Annotated in this window: 18 protein-coding genes; 10 read left to right on the forward strand and 8 right to left on the reverse strand. The window is 58.5% G+C overall.

The features are described from left to right. The 5 genes from BN1123_RS20815 to BN1123_RS08110 form a co-directional block, all read left to right on the forward strand. On the forward strand, positions 1–316 hold a 316-nt coding region (locus BN1123_RS20815), incomplete at its 5' end, for a sigma factor-like helix-turn-helix DNA-binding protein (RefSeq protein ID WP_235620511.1). Then, positions 309–1,085 (forward strand): DUF3379 domain-containing protein, encoded by a 777-nt coding sequence (locus BN1123_RS08095; RefSeq protein WP_042026314.1) that lies wholly within the window; start codon positions 309–311, stop codon positions 1,083–1,085. The genes BN1123_RS20815 and BN1123_RS08095, both read left to right, overlap by 8 nt. A 392-nt stretch (positions 1,086–1,477) precedes the next feature. Next, positions 1,478–2,803, forward strand: a complete 1,326-nt coding sequence (locus BN1123_RS08100) for an outer membrane protein transport protein (RefSeq protein ID WP_042026315.1) — start codon at positions 1,478–1,480, stop codon at positions 2,801–2,803. A gap of 253 nt (positions 2,804–3,056) precedes the next feature. After that, positions 3,057–4,343 carry an outer membrane protein transport protein gene (locus BN1123_RS08105; protein WP_042026316.1) on the forward strand — a complete coding sequence of 429 codons (1,287 nt, stop codon included), beginning with the start codon at positions 3,057–3,059 and terminating at the stop codon, positions 4,341–4,343. A gap of 117 nt (positions 4,344–4,460) precedes the next feature. Next, positions 4,461–5,684, forward strand: coding sequence for an EAL and HDOD domain-containing protein (locus BN1123_RS08110; protein ID WP_042026317.1), 1,224 nt, complete (start codon positions 4,461–4,463; stop codon positions 5,682–5,684). On the opposite strand, the gene BN1123_RS08115 is transcribed toward BN1123_RS08110, so the two are convergent. Next, on the reverse strand, positions 5,681–6,844 hold the full coding sequence (locus BN1123_RS08115; protein ID WP_042026318.1) for a thiolase family protein: 1,164 nt from the start codon (positions 6,842–6,844) through the stop codon (positions 5,681–5,683). The genes BN1123_RS08110 and BN1123_RS08115 overlap by 4 nt on opposite strands. Positions 6,845–6,964: 120 nt before the next feature. Between BN1123_RS08115 and BN1123_RS08120 the strand changes: the two genes are divergently transcribed. Further along, a complete protein-coding gene (locus BN1123_RS08120) occupies positions 6,965–7,360 on the forward strand; it encodes a MerR family transcriptional regulator (protein WP_042026319.1) in 396 nt (131 codons plus the stop codon). A gap of 106 nt (positions 7,361–7,466) precedes the next feature. Here the strand turns inward: BN1123_RS08120 and rplY are convergent, their stop codons facing one another. The 5 genes from rplY to BN1123_RS08145 all read right to left on the reverse strand — a co-directional run bounded on the left by rplY (position 7,467) and on the right by BN1123_RS08145 (position 14,380). Then, positions 7,467–7,754 (reverse strand): 50S ribosomal protein L25, encoded by a 288-nt coding sequence (rplY, locus tag BN1123_RS08125; RefSeq protein WP_024945378.1) that lies wholly within the window; start codon positions 7,752–7,754, stop codon positions 7,467–7,469. A gap of 117 nt (positions 7,755–7,871) precedes the next feature. After that, the gene (locus tag BN1123_RS08130; RefSeq protein WP_042026320.1) at positions 7,872–8,708 is read right to left on the reverse strand and encodes a hypothetical protein; all 837 of its coding nucleotides are present in this window, start codon (positions 8,706–8,708) and stop codon (positions 7,872–7,874) included. A 96-nt stretch (positions 8,709–8,804) separates the two neighbouring features. After that, positions 8,805–12,704 (reverse strand): ATP-dependent RNA helicase HrpA, encoded by a 3,900-nt coding sequence (gene hrpA / locus BN1123_RS08135; RefSeq protein ID WP_042026321.1) that lies wholly within the window; start codon positions 12,702–12,704, stop codon positions 8,805–8,807. 213 nt (positions 12,705–12,917) lie between these two features. Continuing rightward, positions 12,918–13,340, reverse strand: coding sequence for a CBS domain-containing protein (locus tag BN1123_RS08140; RefSeq protein WP_042026485.1), 423 nt, complete (start codon positions 13,338–13,340; stop codon positions 12,918–12,920). A 149-nt stretch (positions 13,341–13,489) separates the two neighbouring features. After that, the gene (locus BN1123_RS08145) at positions 13,490–14,380 is read right to left on the reverse strand and encodes a LysR family transcriptional regulator (protein ID WP_042026322.1); all 891 of its coding nucleotides are present in this window, start codon (positions 14,378–14,380) and stop codon (positions 13,490–13,492) included. Between the two features lie 115 nt (positions 14,381–14,495). Between BN1123_RS08145 and BN1123_RS08150 the strand changes: the two genes are divergently transcribed. The 4 genes from BN1123_RS08150 to BN1123_RS20820 all read left to right on the forward strand — a co-directional run bounded on the left by BN1123_RS08150 (position 14,496) and on the right by BN1123_RS20820 (position 18,729). After that, positions 14,496–15,647 carry a methionine aminotransferase gene (locus tag BN1123_RS08150; RefSeq protein ID WP_042026323.1) on the forward strand — a complete coding sequence of 384 codons (1,152 nt, stop codon included), beginning with the start codon at positions 14,496–14,498 and terminating at the stop codon, positions 15,645–15,647. 8 nt (positions 15,648–15,655) lie between these two features. After that, the gene (locus BN1123_RS08155; protein ID WP_042026326.1) at positions 15,656–16,471 is read left to right on the forward strand and encodes a carbon-nitrogen hydrolase family protein; all 816 of its coding nucleotides are present in this window, start codon (positions 15,656–15,658) and stop codon (positions 16,469–16,471) included. Between the two features lie 51 nt (positions 16,472–16,522). Then, positions 16,523–17,293 (forward strand): ABC transporter substrate-binding protein, encoded by a 771-nt coding sequence (locus BN1123_RS08160; protein ID WP_042026327.1) that lies wholly within the window; start codon positions 16,523–16,525, stop codon positions 17,291–17,293. Positions 17,294–18,381: 1,088 nt separating this feature from the next. Beyond that, positions 18,382–18,729, forward strand: a complete 348-nt coding sequence (locus BN1123_RS20820) for a hypothetical protein (protein ID WP_082037509.1) — start codon at positions 18,382–18,384, stop codon at positions 18,727–18,729. Between the two features lie 4 nt (positions 18,730–18,733). On the opposite strand, the gene BN1123_RS08165 is transcribed toward BN1123_RS20820, so the two are convergent. Then, positions 18,734–18,937, reverse strand: a complete 204-nt coding sequence (locus BN1123_RS08165; protein WP_042026329.1) for a hypothetical protein — start codon at positions 18,935–18,937, stop codon at positions 18,734–18,736. Next, on the reverse strand, positions 18,916–19,659 hold the full coding sequence (locus BN1123_RS21300) for a hypothetical protein (RefSeq protein ID WP_156130441.1): 744 nt from the start codon (positions 19,657–19,659) through the stop codon (positions 18,916–18,918). The genes BN1123_RS08165 and BN1123_RS21300 overlap by 22 nt, the downstream gene beginning before the upstream one ends. Positions 19,660–19,691 lie beyond the last annotated feature (32 nt).

Below are 19,691 nucleotides of genomic sequence, written 5' to 3' on the forward strand. Positions count from 1 at the left end.
GGAGAACGCCCGCCGTTTCGAGCGTAAACAGTTCGATCTTGTGGATCTGGATGAACATCCCCAAAGTCACCCGGATGCCCTGCCTAGCGAACAGGAGATGGAACACGAGTGGCTGCGCCGCCATATCGGCCGCCTGCCCGAGGAGTACCAGGAACCCCTGCTGCTGCAAGTGATGGGGGGATTCAGTGGTGACGAAATTGCCGAGATGCTCGGCCTCAACAAAAACACCGTCATGACCAGATTGTTTCGAGCCCGCAACCAGATCAAAGAGGCGATGGAACAGAAGAAACCAGCAAGAGGACACGGACATGGATGAACTCGAATTTCGCCGCAACGCCATGATCCAGCCCCATGATCAGCAGCCGGATTTTCTCGAGGCGGCCAATGCCAATCCGGCCAATCGCCAATATCTGGACGAGATGAAGCGGCTCGATCGTTCGCTCCATCAGGCCATGGAGGTCGACGTCCCAGCCGGACTCGCCCAGCGGATCCTGCTAAAACAGGCCTTGCTGCGAGAAGAAGATGAGGCCCGGCAACCGGCTCATCCCGTGGGGAACCTGCCCACGGCAACATCAGGTACTGCCAGGACCAATTGGCGCCATCTGGCCATGGCCGCCTCCGTCGCCTTCCTGCTTGGGCTCAGCACACGCTGGATAACCCTGCCCCAGGCTCCGGCCACGACCCAGTCCCTCGCCCAGGTGGCGATGGCCCATGTCTATGGGGAAGCACCTTTTATCAAGGGAGTCGACGAGCGGGTCAACCTGCAAAACATCAACGCCAAGATGGAGAAATATGGCGCCACCTTAAGCGGGATGGACGGGCTCAAGGTGACCTATGTCAACCATTGCTCTTTTTATCAGGGGCCCGCGCTGCACATGGTGATCCAGGGCAAGATGGGACCGGTCACCCTGTTTCTGGTACCCAAACACGTGCCCTTGACCCTGCAACCCAACTTTGAGGATGGCACCCTCAAGGGTGAAATAGTGCCGCTGCGGGGTGCCAACATGGTGCTGATTGGTGACATGCAAGAGCCCCTTGCGCCAGTTGCCGACACACTGGAGTCACGTCTGCACTGGTCCATTTAACAAAACCGGTCGATCCCCATATTCACAGGCAGTCTGGCTCGCCCAGCTGCCTGTTCAACTCAAGTTCCCCCCTCTTTTTCCGCCAGATGTCGCACGTTATCCCATTTTTCAAAAAAATATTTTTGTGAGCCAGATCGGTTAATTTGCTCTAAAAATGGCCTCCCACCCCCGAAATTGATGAATTAAACAGCCAAATAAAACAAATGATTAACACCTTGGTCACTTTTATGTATTCTGCTGTCACTGGTCTGATTTCTTACCTCCTACCAGATCCATAGAATCACGCCAGCATTGATTGGGAAGAAGCTGAAATAACAACGGATTTTGTCGAGGTCTGCAGTGAACATGCAGCCAAGTATCGGCAAAAAAATCTGCCTACAAGAGAGAACACCATGACCACAACAGTTTTCAAGAAGAGCCTGATTGCAGCCACTATTGCCCTGGCCACCAGCCAGGTTCATGCTGCTGCGTTCCAGCTGAACGAGCACTCCGCCTCCGGTCTGGGCCGTGCCTATGCCGGTGAAGCGGCCATTGCCGACAACGCCGCCGTGCTGGCCCGCAACCCGGCAGCCATGACCACCTTCGACAAGATGGCCGTTTCCGTCTCCGGCACCTATATCAAGCCGGATGTGGATGTAGAGGGGCAAACCTCCGGCAATTTGACTTTGCCAACTGGCACGTCGGTTCCCAACTACTTCAACCGTAGCGCCTCTGAATCAAATATCGCGCCCGCCGCTTTTGTTCCGGCCTCCTACTTCATTCAGCCACTGAATGATCAGTGGGCCTGGGGTATCGGCCTCTTCTCCAACTACGGCCTCTCTACCGAATATGAGAAGAACTTTGCCGCGGGTTCCGGTGCCGGTGATACCGAGCTGTTGACCCTCAATATCAACCCGAATATCGCCTACCGCATCAACGAGCAGTTCAGCATTGGTGCCGGCATCAATGCCGTGTATGCAGAAGCCGAGCTGAACCGCTATGCCGGTGTACTGGCACCTGTTTTGTCTCAAAAAACAGGGAAAGTACACTCCGCCGACACCAAAATTGCGGGACTTAAAGGTGACACATGGGGTTTTGGCTGGAACGTAGGCGCCCTTTATGAAGTCAACGATGACCATCGTTTCGCACTGACTTATCGTTCCCAGGTCGATCTCAGCTTTGATGGCGATTTCAATGGTACCAGCTCTAATTACAAGACTGTTGACGGCAACCTGAAGCTGGATCTGCCGGCACAGGCCGAGTTCGCCGGCTACCACCGCCTTAACCAACAGTTTGCCGTTCACTACTCCGTCAACTGGACCGACTGGAGCGCCTTCCAAGAGCTGAAAGCCACCAGCAACCAGTGTGCTGGCGGTGTCTGCCTGCAAAAAGACGAGAAGTTCAAGGACTCCACTCGTTACTCCATCGGCGGTACCTGGTATATCAACCCGGCTTGGGAAGCGCGTCTGGGCTTCGCCTACGACAACAGCCCGATCGAACCTGAATACCGCAGCCTGAGCATCCCTGACTCTGACCGTGTCTGGTACAGCGCCGGTGCTACCTACCACATCAACCCGGATATGAGCGTCGACTTCGGCATGGCCTATCTGGACGGGAAAGAAGTTGATGTTAACGAAGGTTTGGTCACCCACAGTGGCACTGTCAACAACCCTCGCTGGCAAGGTACCTCCCACGGCAACGCCTTCCTGGCATCTGCCCAGTTCAACATGAAGTTCTGATTGTTGAGCAACATAAAAGAGCGCCGCAAGGCGCTCTTTTTTTATGCAACATCTGCTTCTCGGCGTACAGCTGTAGCACACACATGTTCACTTTTCTTTTTTAATCAAACTATTAGAGTGCTTTCTCCCAGTATTTAATCCCGTTTTCATCCTCTGTGTGCCTCCGTGGTTGCCTTACTGGTCATACCATATAAAATCCTGCCTCCATTCATATGGCCTACTGAACATTCGGTTCATACCCAAGGATTTTGTCATGCAATCCATCATCAAACCGTCCGCCATCGCCCTGTTGGTGATCGCGGGTCAAACCCATGCCGCCGGATTCCAGCTGGCCGAGCAATCTGCCACCGGCCTCGGCCGCGCATTTGCCGGTGAAGCCGCCATTGCCGACAACGCCTCCGTATTGGGCCGCAACCCGGGTGCCATTACCCGCTTCAAACAGACCGCCTTCTCCGGCGGCTTCATCTATATTCGCCCCCAGGTCGATATCGAGGGGCGTGTGAGCGATAAGTTCGTGACCCCAGTGGGTAGCCTGCCCACCGGCAACAAGTCCGCCGACGCCAGCGACGTGGCGGGCGATGCCTGGGTGCCCAACCTCTATGTCGTCACCCCCCTGAATGAACGACTCAGCCTAGGGCTTTCCCTCTCCTCCCAATACGGGCTCGGGATCGAGATGCCCAAAGGGTACAGCGCCGGCCACTTTGGCAATGTGTCCGATATCAAGACGGTCGAGCTCGGCACGGCCCTGGCCTATCAGTTCACCCCCTTATTCTCCGCGGGCATGGGACTTTCCATTATTCGTGGCGAGGGAGAAGTAGGTGGCACCTTCCCCCACCAGGACAAGATCGCCAAGCATCTCGAAGGCACTGGGAACGAGCTGGGCTGGAATATCGGTGTGCTGCTCACCCCAAGCGAGCAGACCCGTATCGGTCTCACCTATCGCAACGGGGTCGATCTCAAGCTCAAGGGGGATGCCGTCGGGGTCGATGGCCAGGGACAGACGTTCAAAGATACTGGCAATCTGGTACTGCCACTGCCTGCCACCGCCGAACTTGCCCTCTTCCAGCAGCTCACAGACAAGCTCGCGCTCCATGGCAGCGTCAACTGGACTAACTGGAGCAAGTTTGTCGGTCTGGATGCCAACCTGGATCATCAGGGGCCGATGCACATCAAAGATGAAAACTGGCAGGACAGCTGGCGCTATGCGATCGGCATGACCTATCAAGTGGCGCCCAAGTGGCAACTGCGCTCAGGCATTGCCTACGATGAGAGTCCGGTCCCTGCGGCCAACCGCACCATTTCCATCCCCGACTCGGATCGCATCTGGTACAGCCTGGGGATGGGATATCAGTACAGCAAAGCGCTCTCGGTCGATGTGGGCGTCACCCTGATCGATGGCAAAAAAGTGGGGGTACATGAATCCTTCACGCAACCGGTTCGCCTGCCCAACGGCATCCCGGCCCACTACCAGTCCAATTTTGACGGCACTTCGGAAGGGGATGCCTGGCTGGCCGGTGCCCAGCTGAGCTATCTCTTCTAACTCGTTCTTCTTGCAAACAAACACTATGCCAGTCATTGACTCAGCGAGCCGGGTCAATACTGGCATAGTGCCGCGCTACACCATAGAATCAAGCCAGTACCCATATCGGAGCCAGGCATGTATTCCTACGTAGCTAGACAGCCGATCCTCGACAAGGATCTCAATACCCATGCCTATGAATTGCTCTTTCGCGATAGCCTGAACAATGTCTTCCCCAGCATCTCCTCCCAGCAGGCCACATCACGCCTGGTGGTGGAGCAATTTTTGCAGCAAAACATCGATCAATTGCTGGGAGGCCGACCCTGCTTCATCAACTTCCCTCACTCCCTGTTGCTGGATGGTCTGGCGGAATGCCTCCCTCCCGACAAGGTGGTGATTGAAATTCTGGAAGATGCGGCGCCGGATGATGCTCTGCTGGAGAAGGTCAAACAGCTGCATACACAGGGCTACCAGCTGGCACTGGATGACTTCACCCTGTCGCCGGAGTGGGAGCGTTTCCTTCCCTTTATCCACATCATCAAATTTGATCTCAGGGCCACCTCCCTGTTCCAGATCAAGGTGTTCATTCAACGTCACAAAAGCCTCAACCTCACCTATCTGGCGGAAAAGGTGGAGGACAAGGCCGAATTCGAACGGATGAAGAAACTGGGCATCCAACTGTTTCAGGGGTTTTTCTTCAGCCGCCCCGAACTGGTCAAGCAGGCGACCATGGAGCCGACCCAGGTAGTGGTCATGCAGCTGCTCAACGTGGTCAATCAGGCAGAGCCCGACATCAACCGGATTGAACAGCTGCTGAGTCAGGACGTGGCCCTCTCCCTCAAGTTGCTGCGTTATGTCAATCATCTCAAGGGGCGTACCAATCCCATCTCTTCCTTTCGCCAGGCGGCCATCTACCTTGGCAACACCCAGCTAAAGCGCTTTGTCTCCCTAGTCGCCGCCACCAGCGCAGGTAAAGGCAAGAGTGCCGAGCTCTATCAGATGTCCCTGATCCGGGCACGTTTCTGCGAATTGCTTGCCCATGTCCATGCTCCCGCCCAGCAGGAGCCGCAAGCCTTCATCACCGGCCTCTTCTCGCTGCTGGATGTGCTGATGGAACAACCGATGGACACGCTGCTGGGTACCATTCCGCTCGCCGAAGAAATCCGGTTGGCCCTGCTGGAGCGCAAGGGCGACCTGGGTTTCTACCTCGCATTTTGTGAAGAGTACGAAAGCGCCAACTGGGCACAGGTCGCAGCCAGAACGGCCAGGCTGGGGCTGAGCGAAGACAGGATCAGCCACCTCTATCTGGCCGCCACCACCTGGGTCAACGAACAGTTCCAGGCGATGACGGCAACCGACTAGTCGATCTCGACCGCCATCGCGGTCGCCTCCCCGCCCCCGATACAGAGCGCAGCCACCCCGCGTCGCAAACCCCGTTGGCGAAGTGCTGCGATCAGGGTCACCAGCACACGGGCGCCACTCGCTCCCAGCGGGTGACCCAGGGCGCAGGCGCCACCGTGCACATTGACCTTGTGATGGGGAATATTGCATCCGGCCATCGCCAGCATGGTGACCATGGCGAAGGCCTCGTTGATCTCGAACAGGTCGACCTCCTCCACCGACCAGTCGAGTTTGGCCAGCAGACGAGAGATGGCACCGATGGGTGCCGAGGTAAACTCCGCCGGCAACGCGGCATGGCTCTGATAACCCACGATCCTGGCCAGCACCGGGATCTTGTGCGTTTGCGCCAGCTCGGGCGCCATCAGGATCAAGGCGGCGGCCCCATCGGAAATGGAACTGGCGTTGGCTGCCGTGATGGTTCCCTCCTTGCCGAAGGCCGGCTTGAGCGTGGGGATCTTGTCAGGTCGCCCCTTACCGGGCTGCTCGTCTTCGGCAAGCAACAACTGCTCGCCCCGATAGACGGGAGCCAGCTCGGCGGCAAAGAGCCCCTCCTGCTGGGCCTGACGCGCCCGTTGCAGCGAGGCAAGGGCAAATTCATCCATGGCCACCCGGGTCAGCCCCGCCTGATCGGCGCTGTGTTGGGCGTGGATCCCCATCAACTGGCCATCATAGGCATCCTGCAGCCCGTCGAGGAACAGGTGATCGAGCACGGTTTGATGTCCCATGCGAAAGCCGCTGCGCGCTTTGTCCAGCAGATAGGGGGCACGGCTCATGCTCTCCATGCCGCCGGCCACCACGACCTGGTTATCCCCGAGCCGGATGCTGTCTGCGGCCAGCATCACCGCCTTCATGCCGGAGCCACACACCTTGTTGATGGTCGTGGCGGGGACCGCAAGAGGCAGACCGGCCTTGAGCGTCGCCTGCCTCGCCGGCGCCTGGCCGACACCGGCCCCGAGCACATTGCCAAGATACACCTCATCGACCTGATCCGGGGACAAGCCACTCTGCACCAGGGCCGCCTGAATGGCACAAGCCCCCAGCCCCGGGGCTGACACCTCTGCCAATGCCCCTTGAAAGGCTCCCATGGGCGTTCGTTTTGCCGCTACGATTGCAATATCCATTTGCTGCTCTCTCCTTGTTGGATGGTCCTAACATATGTGCTCTGGCGCCATGGAACAAGAGTTGCAGTGCAGTTTACGTTTAGGTAAGGTGCCCTCAGGATCGTTTGCCAAGATAGCCATATGAATAAAACCAAGGATGAGAGCCGGCGTTACAGCATCAGTGAGCTGGCCCGGGAATTTGATGTAACGACTCGCAGTATCCGCTTCTATGAAGATCAGGGCTTGCTTAACCCAGCCAGAGAGGGGCAGACCCGTATCTACAGCAAACAGGACAGGGTGCGCCTCAAACTCACTCTACGCGGTAAACGGCTGGGGTTCAGCCTGGCTGAGATCCGCGAACTGTTTGATCTCTATGATGCCGACAAGAGCAGCCGGACCCAGTTACAGACCATGCTAGAACTGGTGGCGGAGAGAAGGGAAACCTTGCAGCAGCAGATGGAAGACATCCGGGTCGTGCTGCTGGAGCTGGAGGCCGCCGAGCAGCGCTGCCAGCAGGCGCTGAACCAGATGAAATAAAAAGGGATTTATCCTGAACGCGCACTGGCAAGTGCCAACCGGGGAACCCCGGATAGCAAAAAGCCACTCCTGAGAGTGGCTTTTTCTTCAACCGGACAGTTAGCGATTAAACGCGAACGAAGTCCAGGTGAACCAGCTTGTAACGTACCGGGTGACGCTGGATAGCTTTCACTTTTACGTTAACTTCTTCGCCGTTGATCACCAGAGTCAGTACAGACTCATAGAATTCCGGCTTTTCTTGGGCCAGGATGAATTTCTTGTGGTCAACAGTGATGGACTGAGCTTCTTTACCTGCGCCGTAAACGATGGCAGGAACTTGGTCAGCATGACGCAGGCGGCGGCTCGCACCTTTCCCCAGGTCAGAACGGACTTCAGCTTGGAATACGAAAGACATAGTAAGTATCTCTTTTAGATGAATGTATGGTGTTGACTGCGACCGGTCAGCACCTCGCAAAACGAGCGCGAATACTACCACGGGCCAATATCGGATACAAGGCGCGTACTTCTCTATTTAATTGCCCTGCTCCAGCCTGGCAAACTGTTGCTGACGCTGGCCCGGGCTCAGGGCATCAAACTGCGCCAACGTCTCGGCGCGGGGGCAATAGAGCGCATCCCCAGTCTTGACCCGAATGCCGTTGCTCAGTCGGGAGCGATTGTCCGCCGCCAGCGCCAACAGGTAGCTGTAAGTGTCCGCCCCGATGCGATTGGCGAGCTGATTGGCGATACGCCACAGGGTCTCACCGGCAGCCACCCTGTGACACAGAGCCCGCCCATCCCCAGCCGCCGGTTCGACATCGTATTGATAGGAGGGCGGTGACATCCCTTCGGCCAACACCATGCCGGCTCCTGCCATCGTCCGGACGTTCATCCCCAGTTGTGCCAGCAGAGGCTCAGCCCCCTCGTCCCGCCCGCGCAGCGCCCGTTCATTGCGCGCCAGCTCCGGCATGCGGAACTCGGCGATAAAGGGAACCAGGGCATCATCCTCACGCGGTGACGCAGCTACCAGGGTGGTCGCAGGCGCCGTGGTCACGCCCTGATTGGGGGCAACCCCGTAGGCCATTTCGTCGATGCGCCTGAGCCTCGCCAGATAGGCCTTGGAGAGTTCGGCCTCCCCTTCGAACAGATCGAACGGTGGTACCAGCCTGGCAGGAAAGAGGATCTGCCAGCGCCCGTTTTTCTGCCTTTGCGCCAGCGGTGGAAACTGGTTGCCATGCCAGGCCACGAACATGGCGGGGGGCGTGCGCCCCAGCGGATAATATTCCGGGTTCAACTGTACCCAAGTTTGTTCGGCAATAGGCTGGTAACCGCTGATCACCACCTGCGCCACACTCAACCAGATCCCCAGCATCCTGCCTCCCAGTCTGGTTTGGCAACGGGGCGGCCAATCCTGCCCCTCCCCTTGTCAACGACACATATCATCTTGTTAATTCAGACAAATAGCAGCTTAGCACTGGGCGATGGCGTTTAGCACCCGTTTATCGGAGACCGGATAGGGGGTCCCCAGATTCTGGGCAAAGAACGACACCCGCAGTTCCTCGATCATCCAGCGGATGTTGGCCACCTCGGTGGGCACCAGTTGGGATTTCGGGATCTTGGCCAGCAGCGCCTTGTACTCCGACTCCACGCTGTGCACCTTGAGCATGTAGACCCGATCCCGGTTGGGATCGATGGCCAGCTTCTCAAGGCGCCGCTCGATGGCGCGCAGGTAGCGCAAGAGGTCCGGCAGCCGCTGCCAGCCGGTCTCGGTCACGAACCCCTTGTGAATGAGGTTGCCGAGCTGCTGCTGGATGTCGGACATGGCAAAGGCGGTGTCGAGCTGCATCTTGCCCTTGAGCCGTTTCTTGATCTCATGGGAGAGGGTCAGCACGGCTTCCACCTGTTTGGCCACTTCCACCACCGCATCGTTGAGCTCGGCGCGGACATACTCCTTGAGCGCCTCGAAACCGGCTTCATCCCAGGCCATGCCGCCGTGCTGCTCAATCAGCTTGTCGCAGCCGCAAGCGATGCAGTCATCGATCAGCTCCGCTACCTTGCCAAAGGGGTTGAAATAGAGCCCCAGCTTGGCCTTGTTGGGCAACTTCTCCTGCAGGTACTTGATGGGAGATGGCACATTGAGCAGCACCAGCCGGCGCTGGCCTGCCCACATCAGCTGCTGCTGCACCGCCGGGCTCTCCACCAGCTGGATGGCCACCGAATCCTTCTGATCCACTAACGCCGGATAGGCCTTCACCTCGAAACCGCTGCGCTTTTGGCTGTACTCCTTCGGCAGCTCGCCAAAGCTCCACAGGGTGAGGCCGGACTGCTCGATGTCATCGTCCGCCACTTGCGACAGGGTCTCCTGCACCTTGCCGCGCAGGGACTCTTTCAATGCCTCCAGGTCTTTGCCTTCCGCCACCTTCTTGTGCTTGTCGTCCACCACCCGGAAGGTGAGTTTCAGGTGATCGGGTACCGCAGCCCAGTCCCAGGATTCACGGGGCACGGCCACGCCGGTCATGCGACGCAGCTGGCGCTCCATCTCGTCCAGCAGCGGCCCCTGCTCGGGATTGATGCTGGCAAGCAGGGCATCGGCATAGTTCGGCGCCGGTACGAAGTTCTTGCGCATCGGCTTTGGCATCGACTTGATGAGGGCCACCAAGAGCTCGTGACGAAGTCCCGGGATAAGCCACTCGAACCCCTTCACCTCCACCTGGTTGAGCAGGGGCAACGGGATATGCAGGGTCACGCCATCGGCGGCCTCCCCCGGTTCGAACTGGTAAGTCAATTTGAGCTTGAGGCGCCCCTGCTGCCAGAAGTTGGGGTAGTCGAGATCGCTGATGTGGGCCGTGTCCCCCTTCATCAGCATCTCTTTTTCGAAGTTGAGCAGCTCGGGATCCTGCTTCTGCGCCTCCTTCCACCACTTGTCAAAGTGACGGGCAGAGATAATTTCTTCCGGCAGGCGGGCATCGTAGAAGCGGAACAGATCCTCGTCATCCACTAGGATGTCGCGACGACGCGACTTGTGCTCCAGCGCCTCCACCTCCGCCAGCAGCTTGCGGTTGTCACTGAAGAAACGATGGCGAGTCTCGAAATCCCCCTCCACCAGGGCGCGGCGGATAAACAGCTCGCGGCACAGGGCCGGATCGATGCGGCTGAAGTTGATGGTGCGCTCGGCAACCAGGGTCAGGCCGTAGAGGGTCACCTTCTCCTTGGCCATGACGGCGCCGTTTTTCTTCGACCAGTGGGGATCGCTGTGGTGCAGCTTGATGAGGTGGCCCGCCAGCGGCTCCACCCACTCGGGTTCAATCCTGGCGTTGATGCGGGCGTAGAGGCGCGAGGTCTCCACCAGCTCGGCGGCCATCACCCACTTGGGCGGCTTCTTGAACAAACCCGAGGCCGGGAACAGATGGAAGCGGCCATTGCGGGCGCCGAGAAACTCCGGCTTCTCCAGATCCTTGTTGCCAATATGGCTGAGCAGGCCCGTTAGCAGGGCGCAGTGCACCGTCTTGAAATCCGCCGGCTCCTGGTTGGCTTTAAAACCCAACTCTTTCACCGTCTGGCGCAGCTGGAAGTGAATGTCCTGCCACTCACGCACCCGCAGGTAGGAGAGAAACTCCTTCTGGCACATGCGGCGGAACGGATTGCTGCCAAGGGCATCCTGCTGCTCTTTCAGGTAGTTCCACAGATTGACGAAGGCGAGGAAGTCGGAATCCTTGTCTTCAAAGCGTCTGTGCTGCTCGTCGGCGGCCTGCTTTTTCTCCATGGGCCGCTCGCGGGGATCCTGAATGCTGAGGGCGGCGGTGATCACCATCACCTCGCTCAGACAGCCTGTTTGCGCGGCGCTGCTCACCATCTTCGCCAGACGGGGATCAAGGGGGATACGCGAGAGCTGGCGACCGGTCTCGGTCAGCTGCAATTTTGCCTCACGATCGCCCGTGGCAGGCAGCTCGCGCACCGCCTCCAGCTCTTTCAAGAGGGTCAAACCGTCCTTGATATGGCGCGACTCCGGCGGCTCGACGAAGGGGAAGGCCTCCATGTTGCCAAGGCCGAGTGCCAGCATCTGCAGGATGACGGAAGCCAGGTTGGTGCGCAGGATCTCGGGATCGGTAAAGGCCGAGCGGCCGTTGAAATCCTCCTCGGAGTAGAGGCGGATACAGATACCGTCCGCCACCCGGCCGCAGCGGCCTTTACGCTGGTTGGCGCTGGCCTGGGAGACCGGCTCGATGGGCAGGCGCTGCACCTTGGTGCGCCAGGAGTAGCGGCTGATACGGGCGGTACCCGGATCGATCACGTAACGAATACCAGGCACGGTGAGAGAGGTCTCCGCCACGTTGGTGGCGAGCACAATGCGCCGTCCGGCGTGGGGCTGGAACACCTTGTTCTGCTCGGCATTGGAGAGGCGGGCGTAGAGCGGCAGCACCTCGGTGTCGCGCAGGTTGAGCTTGCGCAGGGCATCGGCGGTATCACGGATCTCCCGCTCGCCGTTCATGAAGATGAGGATGTCCCCCAACCCTTCGCGGGCCAGCTCTTCGACTGCATCGAAGATCCCCTGCAGTTCGTCGCGCTCCTCCAGCCCCTCGCTCTTGTCACTGACGAGGGGGCGGTAGCGTACTTCTACCGGGTAGGTGCGGCCGGAGACCTCGATCACCGGCGCCTTGTTGAAGTGGCGGGAGAAACGCTGCGGGTCTATGGTGGCCGAAGTGATGATGACCTTGAGGTCGGGGCGCCTCGGCAGCAGTTGCTTCAAGTAACCCAGGATGAAGTCGATGTTGAGGCTGCGCTCGTGGGCCTCGTCGATGATGATGGTGTCGTACTGGGTCAGCATCCGATCATTCTGGATCTCGGCCAGCAGGATACCGTCGGTCATCAGCTTGATGTGGGTCTGCTCGCTCACCTGATCGGTAAAGCGCACCTTGTAGCCCACGTAGTGACCGAGCTCGGACTCCATCTCCTCGGCGATGCGCGCCGCCACGGTGCGGGCCGCCAGACGGCGCGGCTGGGTGTGGCCGATAAAACCTTTCACCCCGCGCCCAAGCGCCAGGCAGATCTTGGGGATCTGGGTGGTTTTGCCCGAGCCGGTTTCCCCGGCGATGATCACTACTTGATGATCTTGGATCGCCTTGGCGATCTCCGCCTGCTTCTGGCTGACCGGCAGGTTGTCGGGATAAGTGACCCTGGGGACGCCCGCCAGACGGGACTGGTAGCGCGCCTCGGCCACATCCAGGTCGGCGGCAATGGTCTCGAGCACGGCGGCCTGCTTGGCTTCCGGCAGCTTCTTGGCCCCGTGCAGACGGCTGGAGAGACGGCGGGCGTCGAGGTTCATGCAGGCAGATAGACGGCGGCGCAGCGCCTCGATAGAGAGAGACAAGGTACGAATTCCTTAAAAGAGTGCCCATCAAGGGCCATATCGATAGCTGGGGGTGATCCTAAAGAGCGGGAATGAGTGGTGCAAGCCTTTCAGTATCTGGCGTTAATGGTTCAAGGCTAACTGCCCAAAAATGGCCACAAGCCAGGGGCAATCCATATCAGAGACAAAAAAGCAGGCCAGCGGCCTGCTTTTGAGATAGTCACGTGCAGCGGCTTAGCCGTGCGCATGATGAACGAAGCAGGTTGTCAGCTGGGCATGGATAGCCTGCATCACGTTGTGGCGGTTGATCACCCCCACCAGATGCCCCTCCTCCACCACCGGATAGATCTTGGGCTTTTGCCCCATCATCATCTCCGCCAGCGCCAGAATGCTGGTATCCGGCCCCACCGTCAGCACCTCCTTGCGCATCACATCCTTGACCTGGGCCACCTGCTCGCAGTGATAGGCCTCCCTGAGCATGACGGCGATGCAATCCTGCTCGGAGATCCAGCCGATCAGGTGTCCCTTGTCATCGACAACCGGCCCCCCCAGCTGGTGGCTGTTCAAGAATTTCTCCACGGCCGCTTGTACCATCATGTCCGCCTTGAAGGTGATCGGCCTGTTTTGCATATAGTCCCTGGCTTTTAGCGATTCCATATCCATTCCCCCAATCGGCGCCTTGCGCGCAGATACCGGCACTATGCACGGCTTATACCAAGCATAGCCCGCTCACCGCAGTATGGTCTTGTCGCCACCTTGTACCAAGGCAGCATTACATCACGTATGTAGAGTCAGAATTATGTTTGTCAGAAAGAGGGGCGCTCGCCCAGCAACCACTGGCAGACCCGGGTTACGCCGGGAGGCGGGTTGCCAGGACAGACAAGCAGGGCGTATTCGTGATCCGTCTCCAGCACGGGGGCGAAGGGTGCCACCAGGGCGCCGCTCTCCAGCTCCTCGGCCACTATGGTGGGATCCCCGAGAGAGAGGCCAAACCCCTGCAACGCGGCATTCATCGCCAAGTCCAGGGTATCGAACAGCTGCCCTCCCTGGGGCTGCCAGGAGGTCGCGATGAAGGTGGCAAACCAGTTGCGCCAGTCCCGGCGATCGACGCTGGCATGGATCAGGGGGAGCAAGGGGAGCTCCTCCAGGGAGCGTTCGAACAGGCGGTGCTTGGCGGCAAACGCCGGGGCGCAGACCGGGGTCAGCCGCTCCCGGAACAGGGGCTGGCTGTTGGGATAGCGCCCCAGGCAGGGCTGGTAGACGATGGCGAGATCGAACGGCTCCCGGGAGAAGTCGATGCCGTGGTGGTGGCTGCCGCGCACCTCCACCGCCTCCCCCTCGAACGCCTGCAGCCGCCGCAGCACCCAGCGGCTGGCGCAGGAGGGCACCTTGATGCTGATGGCCTGCTCGTGGGGCAGGGCCTGCAGGGCGCTGAGCCCCTCCCCCATGCGTACCAGCCCCTCCCGGATGAAGGGCAGCAGGCGCTCGGCGGCCGGGGTCAGGGTCAGGCTGCGGGTGCCGCGCACGAACAGCAAGTGCCCCAGGCGCGCCTCCAGCTGGGCGATCTGCTTGCTCACGGCCCCCTGGCTGACGCACAGCTCGTCGGCGGCCAGGGTGAAGCTCAGGTGACGGGCGGCGCACTCGAAGACCTGCAAACCGTAGAGGGGCAGCTGGGTACGCGGCGGGGTGAACAACATGACAAGCCTCCATGCTTGAGAAAAACTCATGCATACCATGCCGAATAATCCGTTGTCCGGCAAGCGCCCCGGGGGCTAAAACAGGGGCTCATTCCCACACTCAGGTGACGGCGCCATGTCTTCCCCCCAGGTTCTCAGCAAACTGCCCCAGGTGGGCACCACCATCTTCACCGTGATCGGGGATCTGGCTGCCCGCCACCCCAGCATCAACCTCTCCCAGGGGGCGCCGAGCTTCCCCTGCGATCCCGAGCTCATCCGGGTGACCCACGAGGCCATGTTGGCCGGCGAGAACCAGTACGCCCCCATGACCGGGCTGCCCGCCCTGCGCGAGCAGCTGGTGGCCAAGATTGCGACCAGCTACGGCCACCACTATGACGCCGGCGAGGAGATCACCATCACCGCCAGCGCCAGCGAGGCCCTGTTCTGCGCCATCACCGCCCTGGTTCACCCCGGTGACGAGGTGATCATGTTCGAGCCGGCGTTCGACAGCTACCGCCCCATGATCCAGCTGCAGGGGGCCACCCCGGTGGTGATCGCCCTCAAGGCGCCGGACTTTGCCATTCCCTGGGAGGAGGTGGCCGCCCGCATCACTCTGCGCACCCGCATGATAGTGCTCAACACCCCCCACAACCCGACAGGCACCGTCTGGCAGGCGGCGGATCAGGAGCACCTCGCCCGCTTGGTGCGCGGCACAGACATCCTGATCCTCTCGGACGAGGTGTATGAGCACGTGGTGTTCGACGGCGCCCTGCACCAGAGCGTCATCCGTTACCCGGAGCTGGTGGAGCGCTCGGTCGCCGTCTTCTCCTTCGGCAAGACCTTCCACGTCACCGGCTGGCGCGTGGGCTACTGCGTGGCCCCCCGTCCCCTGATGGAGGAGATCCGCAAGGTGCACCAGTTCGCCATGTTCGCCGCCGACACCCCCATGCAGTACGGCTTCGCCCACCTGTTGCAGCAACCGGCCCACTACCAGGGGCTGGCGGCCTTCTACCAGCGCAAGCGCGACTTGCTGACCTCGGCCCTGGCAGAGTCGCGTCTGACCCTGCTCCCCTCCGCCGGCAGTTTCTTCATGCTGGCCAGCTACGAGCGCATCAGCGACGAGTCCGACAGCCTGTTCGTGCAGCGGCTGATCCGCGATCACGGGGTCGCCACCATCCCCGTCTCCGCCTTCTATCACGACGGCACGGATCAACGGGTCATCCGCCTCTCCTTCTCCAAGGATGACGACACCCTGCTGGCGGGCGCCGAGCGTCTGAGCCGCGTCTAGGAGGCCACATGGAGAGCGTACGCGTCGCCGTGCTGCAGATGGTCTCCGGGGATGACCTCGACCACAACCTGACCCAGGCCGAGGCGCTGCTGCGCCAGGCGGCGGCCGAGGGGGCCGAGTTCGCCCAGTTGCCCGAATACTTCTACCTGATGCCAGAAGATGAGCGGGCACGGGTCGCCCTGGCCGCCCCCGTCGGCGATCACCCCCTGCTGGCCTGGGTACAGGGGCTGGCCCAGGAGCTCGGGATCTGGATCCTGGCCGGCACCCTGCCACTGGCCAGCCACGAGCCCGGCAAGATGCACAACAGCAGCCTGCTCGTCGACCCCGAGGGCCGCCTGGCCTGCCGCTACGACAAGCTGCATCTGTTTGGCTTTTGCACCGGGCAGGAGCAGTATGACGAGGCCGCGACCATGACCCCGGGGGAGACGGTAGTGAGCCATCCCCTGCCCTGGGGACTGCTGCGCCTCGGGATCTGCTACGACCTGCGCTTCCCGGAGCTGTTCCGGCTGGGGCCGGCCTCCGACGTCATCGCCCTGCCCGCCGCCTTCACCCACACCACGGGGCTCGCGCACTGGGAACTGCTGCTGCGGGCCCGGGCGGTGGAGAACCTGGCCTTCGTGCTGGCCTCTGCTCAGGGGGGACACCACCCCGGCGGGCGCCGCACCTTCGGCCACAGCATGATCATCGACCCCTGGGGCCGGGTACTGGCCCGGGTCGAGGAGGGTCAGGGCATGGCCATCGCCACCCTGGATCTGGCAGCCCAGCGCACGGTGCGCAGCCAGCTGCCGGCCCTCGCCCATCGCAAGATAGCCGTCGGCCCCTAGGCCGACACCCGTTACGACCATCGACACGACGCCACACTCAAGGGACTGACTATGAAACTCAACACCGCAATGATGCTGGTGGCCCTGGCCACCACAGGCCAGGCCGCCGCCAAACCCCTGGTGATCGCCACCGACGCCACCTATCCCCCCTTCGAAATGGTCGACAGCAGCGGCAAGCTCGGCGGCTTCGAGGTCGAGCTGGCCTACGCCCTGTGCGAGGCCATGAAGACCGAGTGCGAGGTGATCAACCAGCCCTGGGATGCCCTGCTCCCCGGCCTGCAGGTGCGCAAGTACGACGCCATCATGTCCTCCATGAACATCACCGACGAGCGGCGCCAGAAGGTGGACTTCAGCCAGGTCTACTACATGATGCAGAACCGCTTCGTGGGGCGCAGCGACAAGGCCGCCGACTTCGCCGACGAGCCGGCGCACTTCAAGGACAAGGTGATCGCGGTGCAGGAGGGCACGCCCCAGGACAACTTCGTCACCGCCCGCTACGGCGACGTGGCCAAGATCAAGCGCTACGTCAACGCCCAGTCTCCCATGCTGGATCTGCAGTCCGGCCGCGCTGACTACACCTTCGGCAACATGGTGCAGTTGAAGGTCGGCTTCCTCGACAAGGAGATGGGCAAGCAGTTCGCCTTCGTCGGTCCCCAGTTCAACGGCACCCAGGACAAGATCCTGGGGGAAGGGGTCGCGGTGGCCCTGCGCAAGCACGACGACAAGCTCAAGAGCCAGTTCGATGCCGCCATCGAGAGCGTCAAGGCCGACGGCACCTTCGAGCAGCTGCTCAAGAAGTACCAGCTCGAAGATCTGCTCTAAGCGCTCAACTGGCAGGCCCTCGGCCTCAACTTGCCATGCCGGTCGGGCAACCCGACTGGTATGGTCTTTTTGGGTGTGCTCACCGCCCCTCAATGCCGTGGCAAGCGCAAGACATGCCCGCAGGCAACATTCGCCGTCGCAGATGGTCAGGACGCCCTGCCCGCCGACACACCCAAGAACCTCCCTCATTTTCCCCCTGCCGATTAAACCAGCAGGCAATTCCCCCAGGCTTCGCTCTGGCGGCACTATGGTTTACCATGCAGACCATTGTGGTGCCTGGCACCGCCCACCCTGGCGCCAGGCGCCGCCGTCACCGGATACCCCATCTCGAACAACATGAGCAAGACAGCGCACCCGGGCAGCGAGCCCACTTTTTACTTTCACGATTACGAGACACCGTAAAAAGCTTCTGATTCCAATCTAAAATTTTTGGATTTTCTCAATCTGTACTTGGTTTTGTACTAAGTTTGAGAGGCTGCAAGCTAACCGAATCCTTCCACATCATTTCGAAGAAATGGCATCATCGCGTAATTTGTCGACAGCGCGAATGAACGCCCCCCTCTCCCCATTGAGTCAACTCCAATACTCATATTCGCGAGATGCTGTATAAATTCACAGTCTTCTGTGGGCTGCCAAGAATATATAAAAAGGGGCCGAAGCCCCTAGCTGTGACTGAACTCAAGCCTGCATCATTCGCATAATTCGCTCTGTCAGTGCATGCCGATCTTGCGGCGTTAGGTCAATACTATCCAACTTATCCAATAACGCCTGTAAACCCGCTCGAATTTGTGCACTTTTCATGCCCCCTCCCCCGTTGAATATATATCCTGAGCAGATAGACCATCCCAGCACTTCATCATTGGGAGTATTTTTCAGGTACAGCTGGTAGATACGCTCGCCCCCTCTGGACTAGACTGGGGTGGAAACAATAAACGGTTCATGTCCATGGGGAGAGTGTTCGTTCAACACTTTTGAGAACATAAAGAAAAAATAATACTGAAGAAGTATACATAGTGATCTTGGTCACTGATGTCACGTTTCAAACGGTTCAGACTACTTCTTTTGTAATCAGGATGAGGATTGTCATTATGCGTTTAGCAACTATCGCAGCATTGATACTACTGTCTAGTTCTGCCTCTGCAGAATGCATTGGTACTGGTGATTTTAAAACCTGTTATGACAACAGTGGTAATACATACACTGTTCAGAAATTTGGCAACTCCACCTACGTCAATGGGCAAAACTCGAATACAGGCTCAAACTGGCACCAGCGTAGCCAACAATTTGGCAATAGTACTTATACCACTGGTCAGGATGCTGATGGTAACTCTTGGAACAGTACGGCTACAAAAGTTGGAAATTCCACCTTTATCAATGGTACTGATAGTGATGGCAATACTTTCCGTCGGACCTGCAATGAATATGGTTGCTACTAAAATTTCACCACATTGAAATTAATAGATTCAATACAAGTCCAACCAGGGCGAGCAGAAAGCTAAAAGCCATGAAGTTCTCCAAGCTCTTCTGGTTGGATCGACCAAAGCACAAACAGCCAATGAAAAAGGGGATCAACGCCAACGTGAAGCTGAAGTTAAACACTTTGAGTGCCAGCACCATACACCCTATCGCAAGCAGGATCCACATACCCTTCTCCTTCTAGAGAAAGGTTTTATTTTACGCCCATCACAAATAGCAAATCTAGGGCCGTAATTGCCGTTAGTGCTATCCATGATATTATTATCTAGTTCTATCCACTTTAAGAATTTACAAATATTAAAATATTTCTTTTTCTCTGAATACAAATAATCTTGTAGTAACCAGAGCAATGGGATAATCCCCATAATGAAATACACAATGAGAACCAATACAAAACCGCTGTTATTTTTCACTAACTCCATAGAGACAATTGTTGACATGATTGCTGACAAAATCAATATAAAAATTGGATTGTGAAAAAGACTTGATATATCAAGCTTCTTGAACCTAGCTTCATTCCATGCCAATAGATTATCTATCGAAATGCTGGATAGCTCTCTGTTTGATTTGAAGTCCATTCGGAACATACGATAGCGAGCATATAGCTCTCTCTCCGAAACTGATAGTGATGAACATTCCTTGGCGTATCGACCAATTCTCCATGAAAGCATATATCCTACTAAAAAAGCTACCGCAAACTCTGTTACGATGGTAAGAACTAAATTATATGAACTGTCCTTTGTCCATAAAAATACTAATACCGAAATGGCTACGTATGAAGAAATCCCTATCCAATACCATCTCTTGTGTCCGTTACGCTTCAACATTCCAATACGGCTGCAATTTTTGTACATATGAAATAGTTGATTCCAATGATTTACGTGATCCATTACCTCTCCAAACAATCATTGTTGTCATTTGA

The organism is Aeromonas enteropelogenes (genome assembly GCF_000819845.1).
In the GTDB taxonomy this organism is placed as follows: Bacteria; Pseudomonadota; Gammaproteobacteria; order Enterobacterales; family Aeromonadaceae; genus Aeromonas; species Aeromonas enteropelogenes.

Bases quoted from the DNA above. Each gene is read 5' to 3' on its own strand.
- BN1123_RS08120 (WP_042026319.1), top strand. From the start codon at position 6,965: ATGAATAAAACCAAGGATGAGAGCCGGCGTTACAGCATCAGTGAGCTG.
- BN1123_RS08140 (WP_042026485.1), bottom strand. From the start codon at position 13,340: ATGGAATCGCTAAAAGCCAGGGACTATATGCAAAACAGGCCGATCACC.
- BN1123_RS08150 (WP_042026323.1), top strand. From the start codon at position 14,496: ATGTCTTCCCCCCAGGTTCTCAGCAAACTGCCCCAGGTGGGCACCACC.
- BN1123_RS08105 (WP_042026316.1), top strand. From the start codon at position 3,057: ATGCAATCCATCATCAAACCGTCCGCCATCGCCCTGTTGGTGATCGCG.
- rplY (WP_024945378.1), bottom strand. From the start codon at position 7,754: ATGTCTTTCGTATTCCAAGCTGAAGTCCGTTCTGACCTGGGGAAAGGT.
- BN1123_RS08130 (WP_042026320.1), bottom strand. From the start codon at position 8,708: ATGCTGGGGATCTGGTTGAGTGTGGCGCAGGTGGTGATCAGCGGTTAC.
- BN1123_RS08095 (WP_042026314.1), top strand. From the start codon at position 309: ATGGATGAACTCGAATTTCGCCGCAACGCCATGATCCAGCCCCATGAT.
- BN1123_RS08145 (WP_042026322.1), bottom strand. From the start codon at position 14,380: ATGTTGTTCACCCCGCCGCGTACCCAGCTGCCCCTCTACGGTTTGCAG.
- BN1123_RS20820 (WP_082037509.1), top strand. From the start codon at position 18,382: ATGCGTTTAGCAACTATCGCAGCATTGATACTACTGTCTAGTTCTGCC.
- BN1123_RS08160 (WP_042026327.1), top strand. From the start codon at position 16,523: ATGAAACTCAACACCGCAATGATGCTGGTGGCCCTGGCCACCACAGGC.
- BN1123_RS21300 (WP_156130441.1), bottom strand. From the start codon at position 19,659: ATGGATCACGTAAATCATTGGAATCAACTATTTCATATGTACAAAAAT.
- BN1123_RS08155 (WP_042026326.1), top strand. From the start codon at position 15,656: ATGGAGAGCGTACGCGTCGCCGTGCTGCAGATGGTCTCCGGGGATGAC.
- BN1123_RS08165 (WP_042026329.1), bottom strand. From the start codon at position 18,937: ATGTGGATCCTGCTTGCGATAGGGTGTATGGTGCTGGCACTCAAAGTG.
- BN1123_RS08115 (WP_042026318.1), bottom strand. From the start codon at position 6,844: ATGGATATTGCAATCGTAGCGGCAAAACGAACGCCCATGGGAGCCTTT.
- BN1123_RS08110 (WP_042026317.1), top strand. From the start codon at position 4,461: ATGTATTCCTACGTAGCTAGACAGCCGATCCTCGACAAGGATCTCAAT.
- BN1123_RS08100 (WP_042026315.1), top strand. From the start codon at position 1,478: ATGACCACAACAGTTTTCAAGAAGAGCCTGATTGCAGCCACTATTGCC.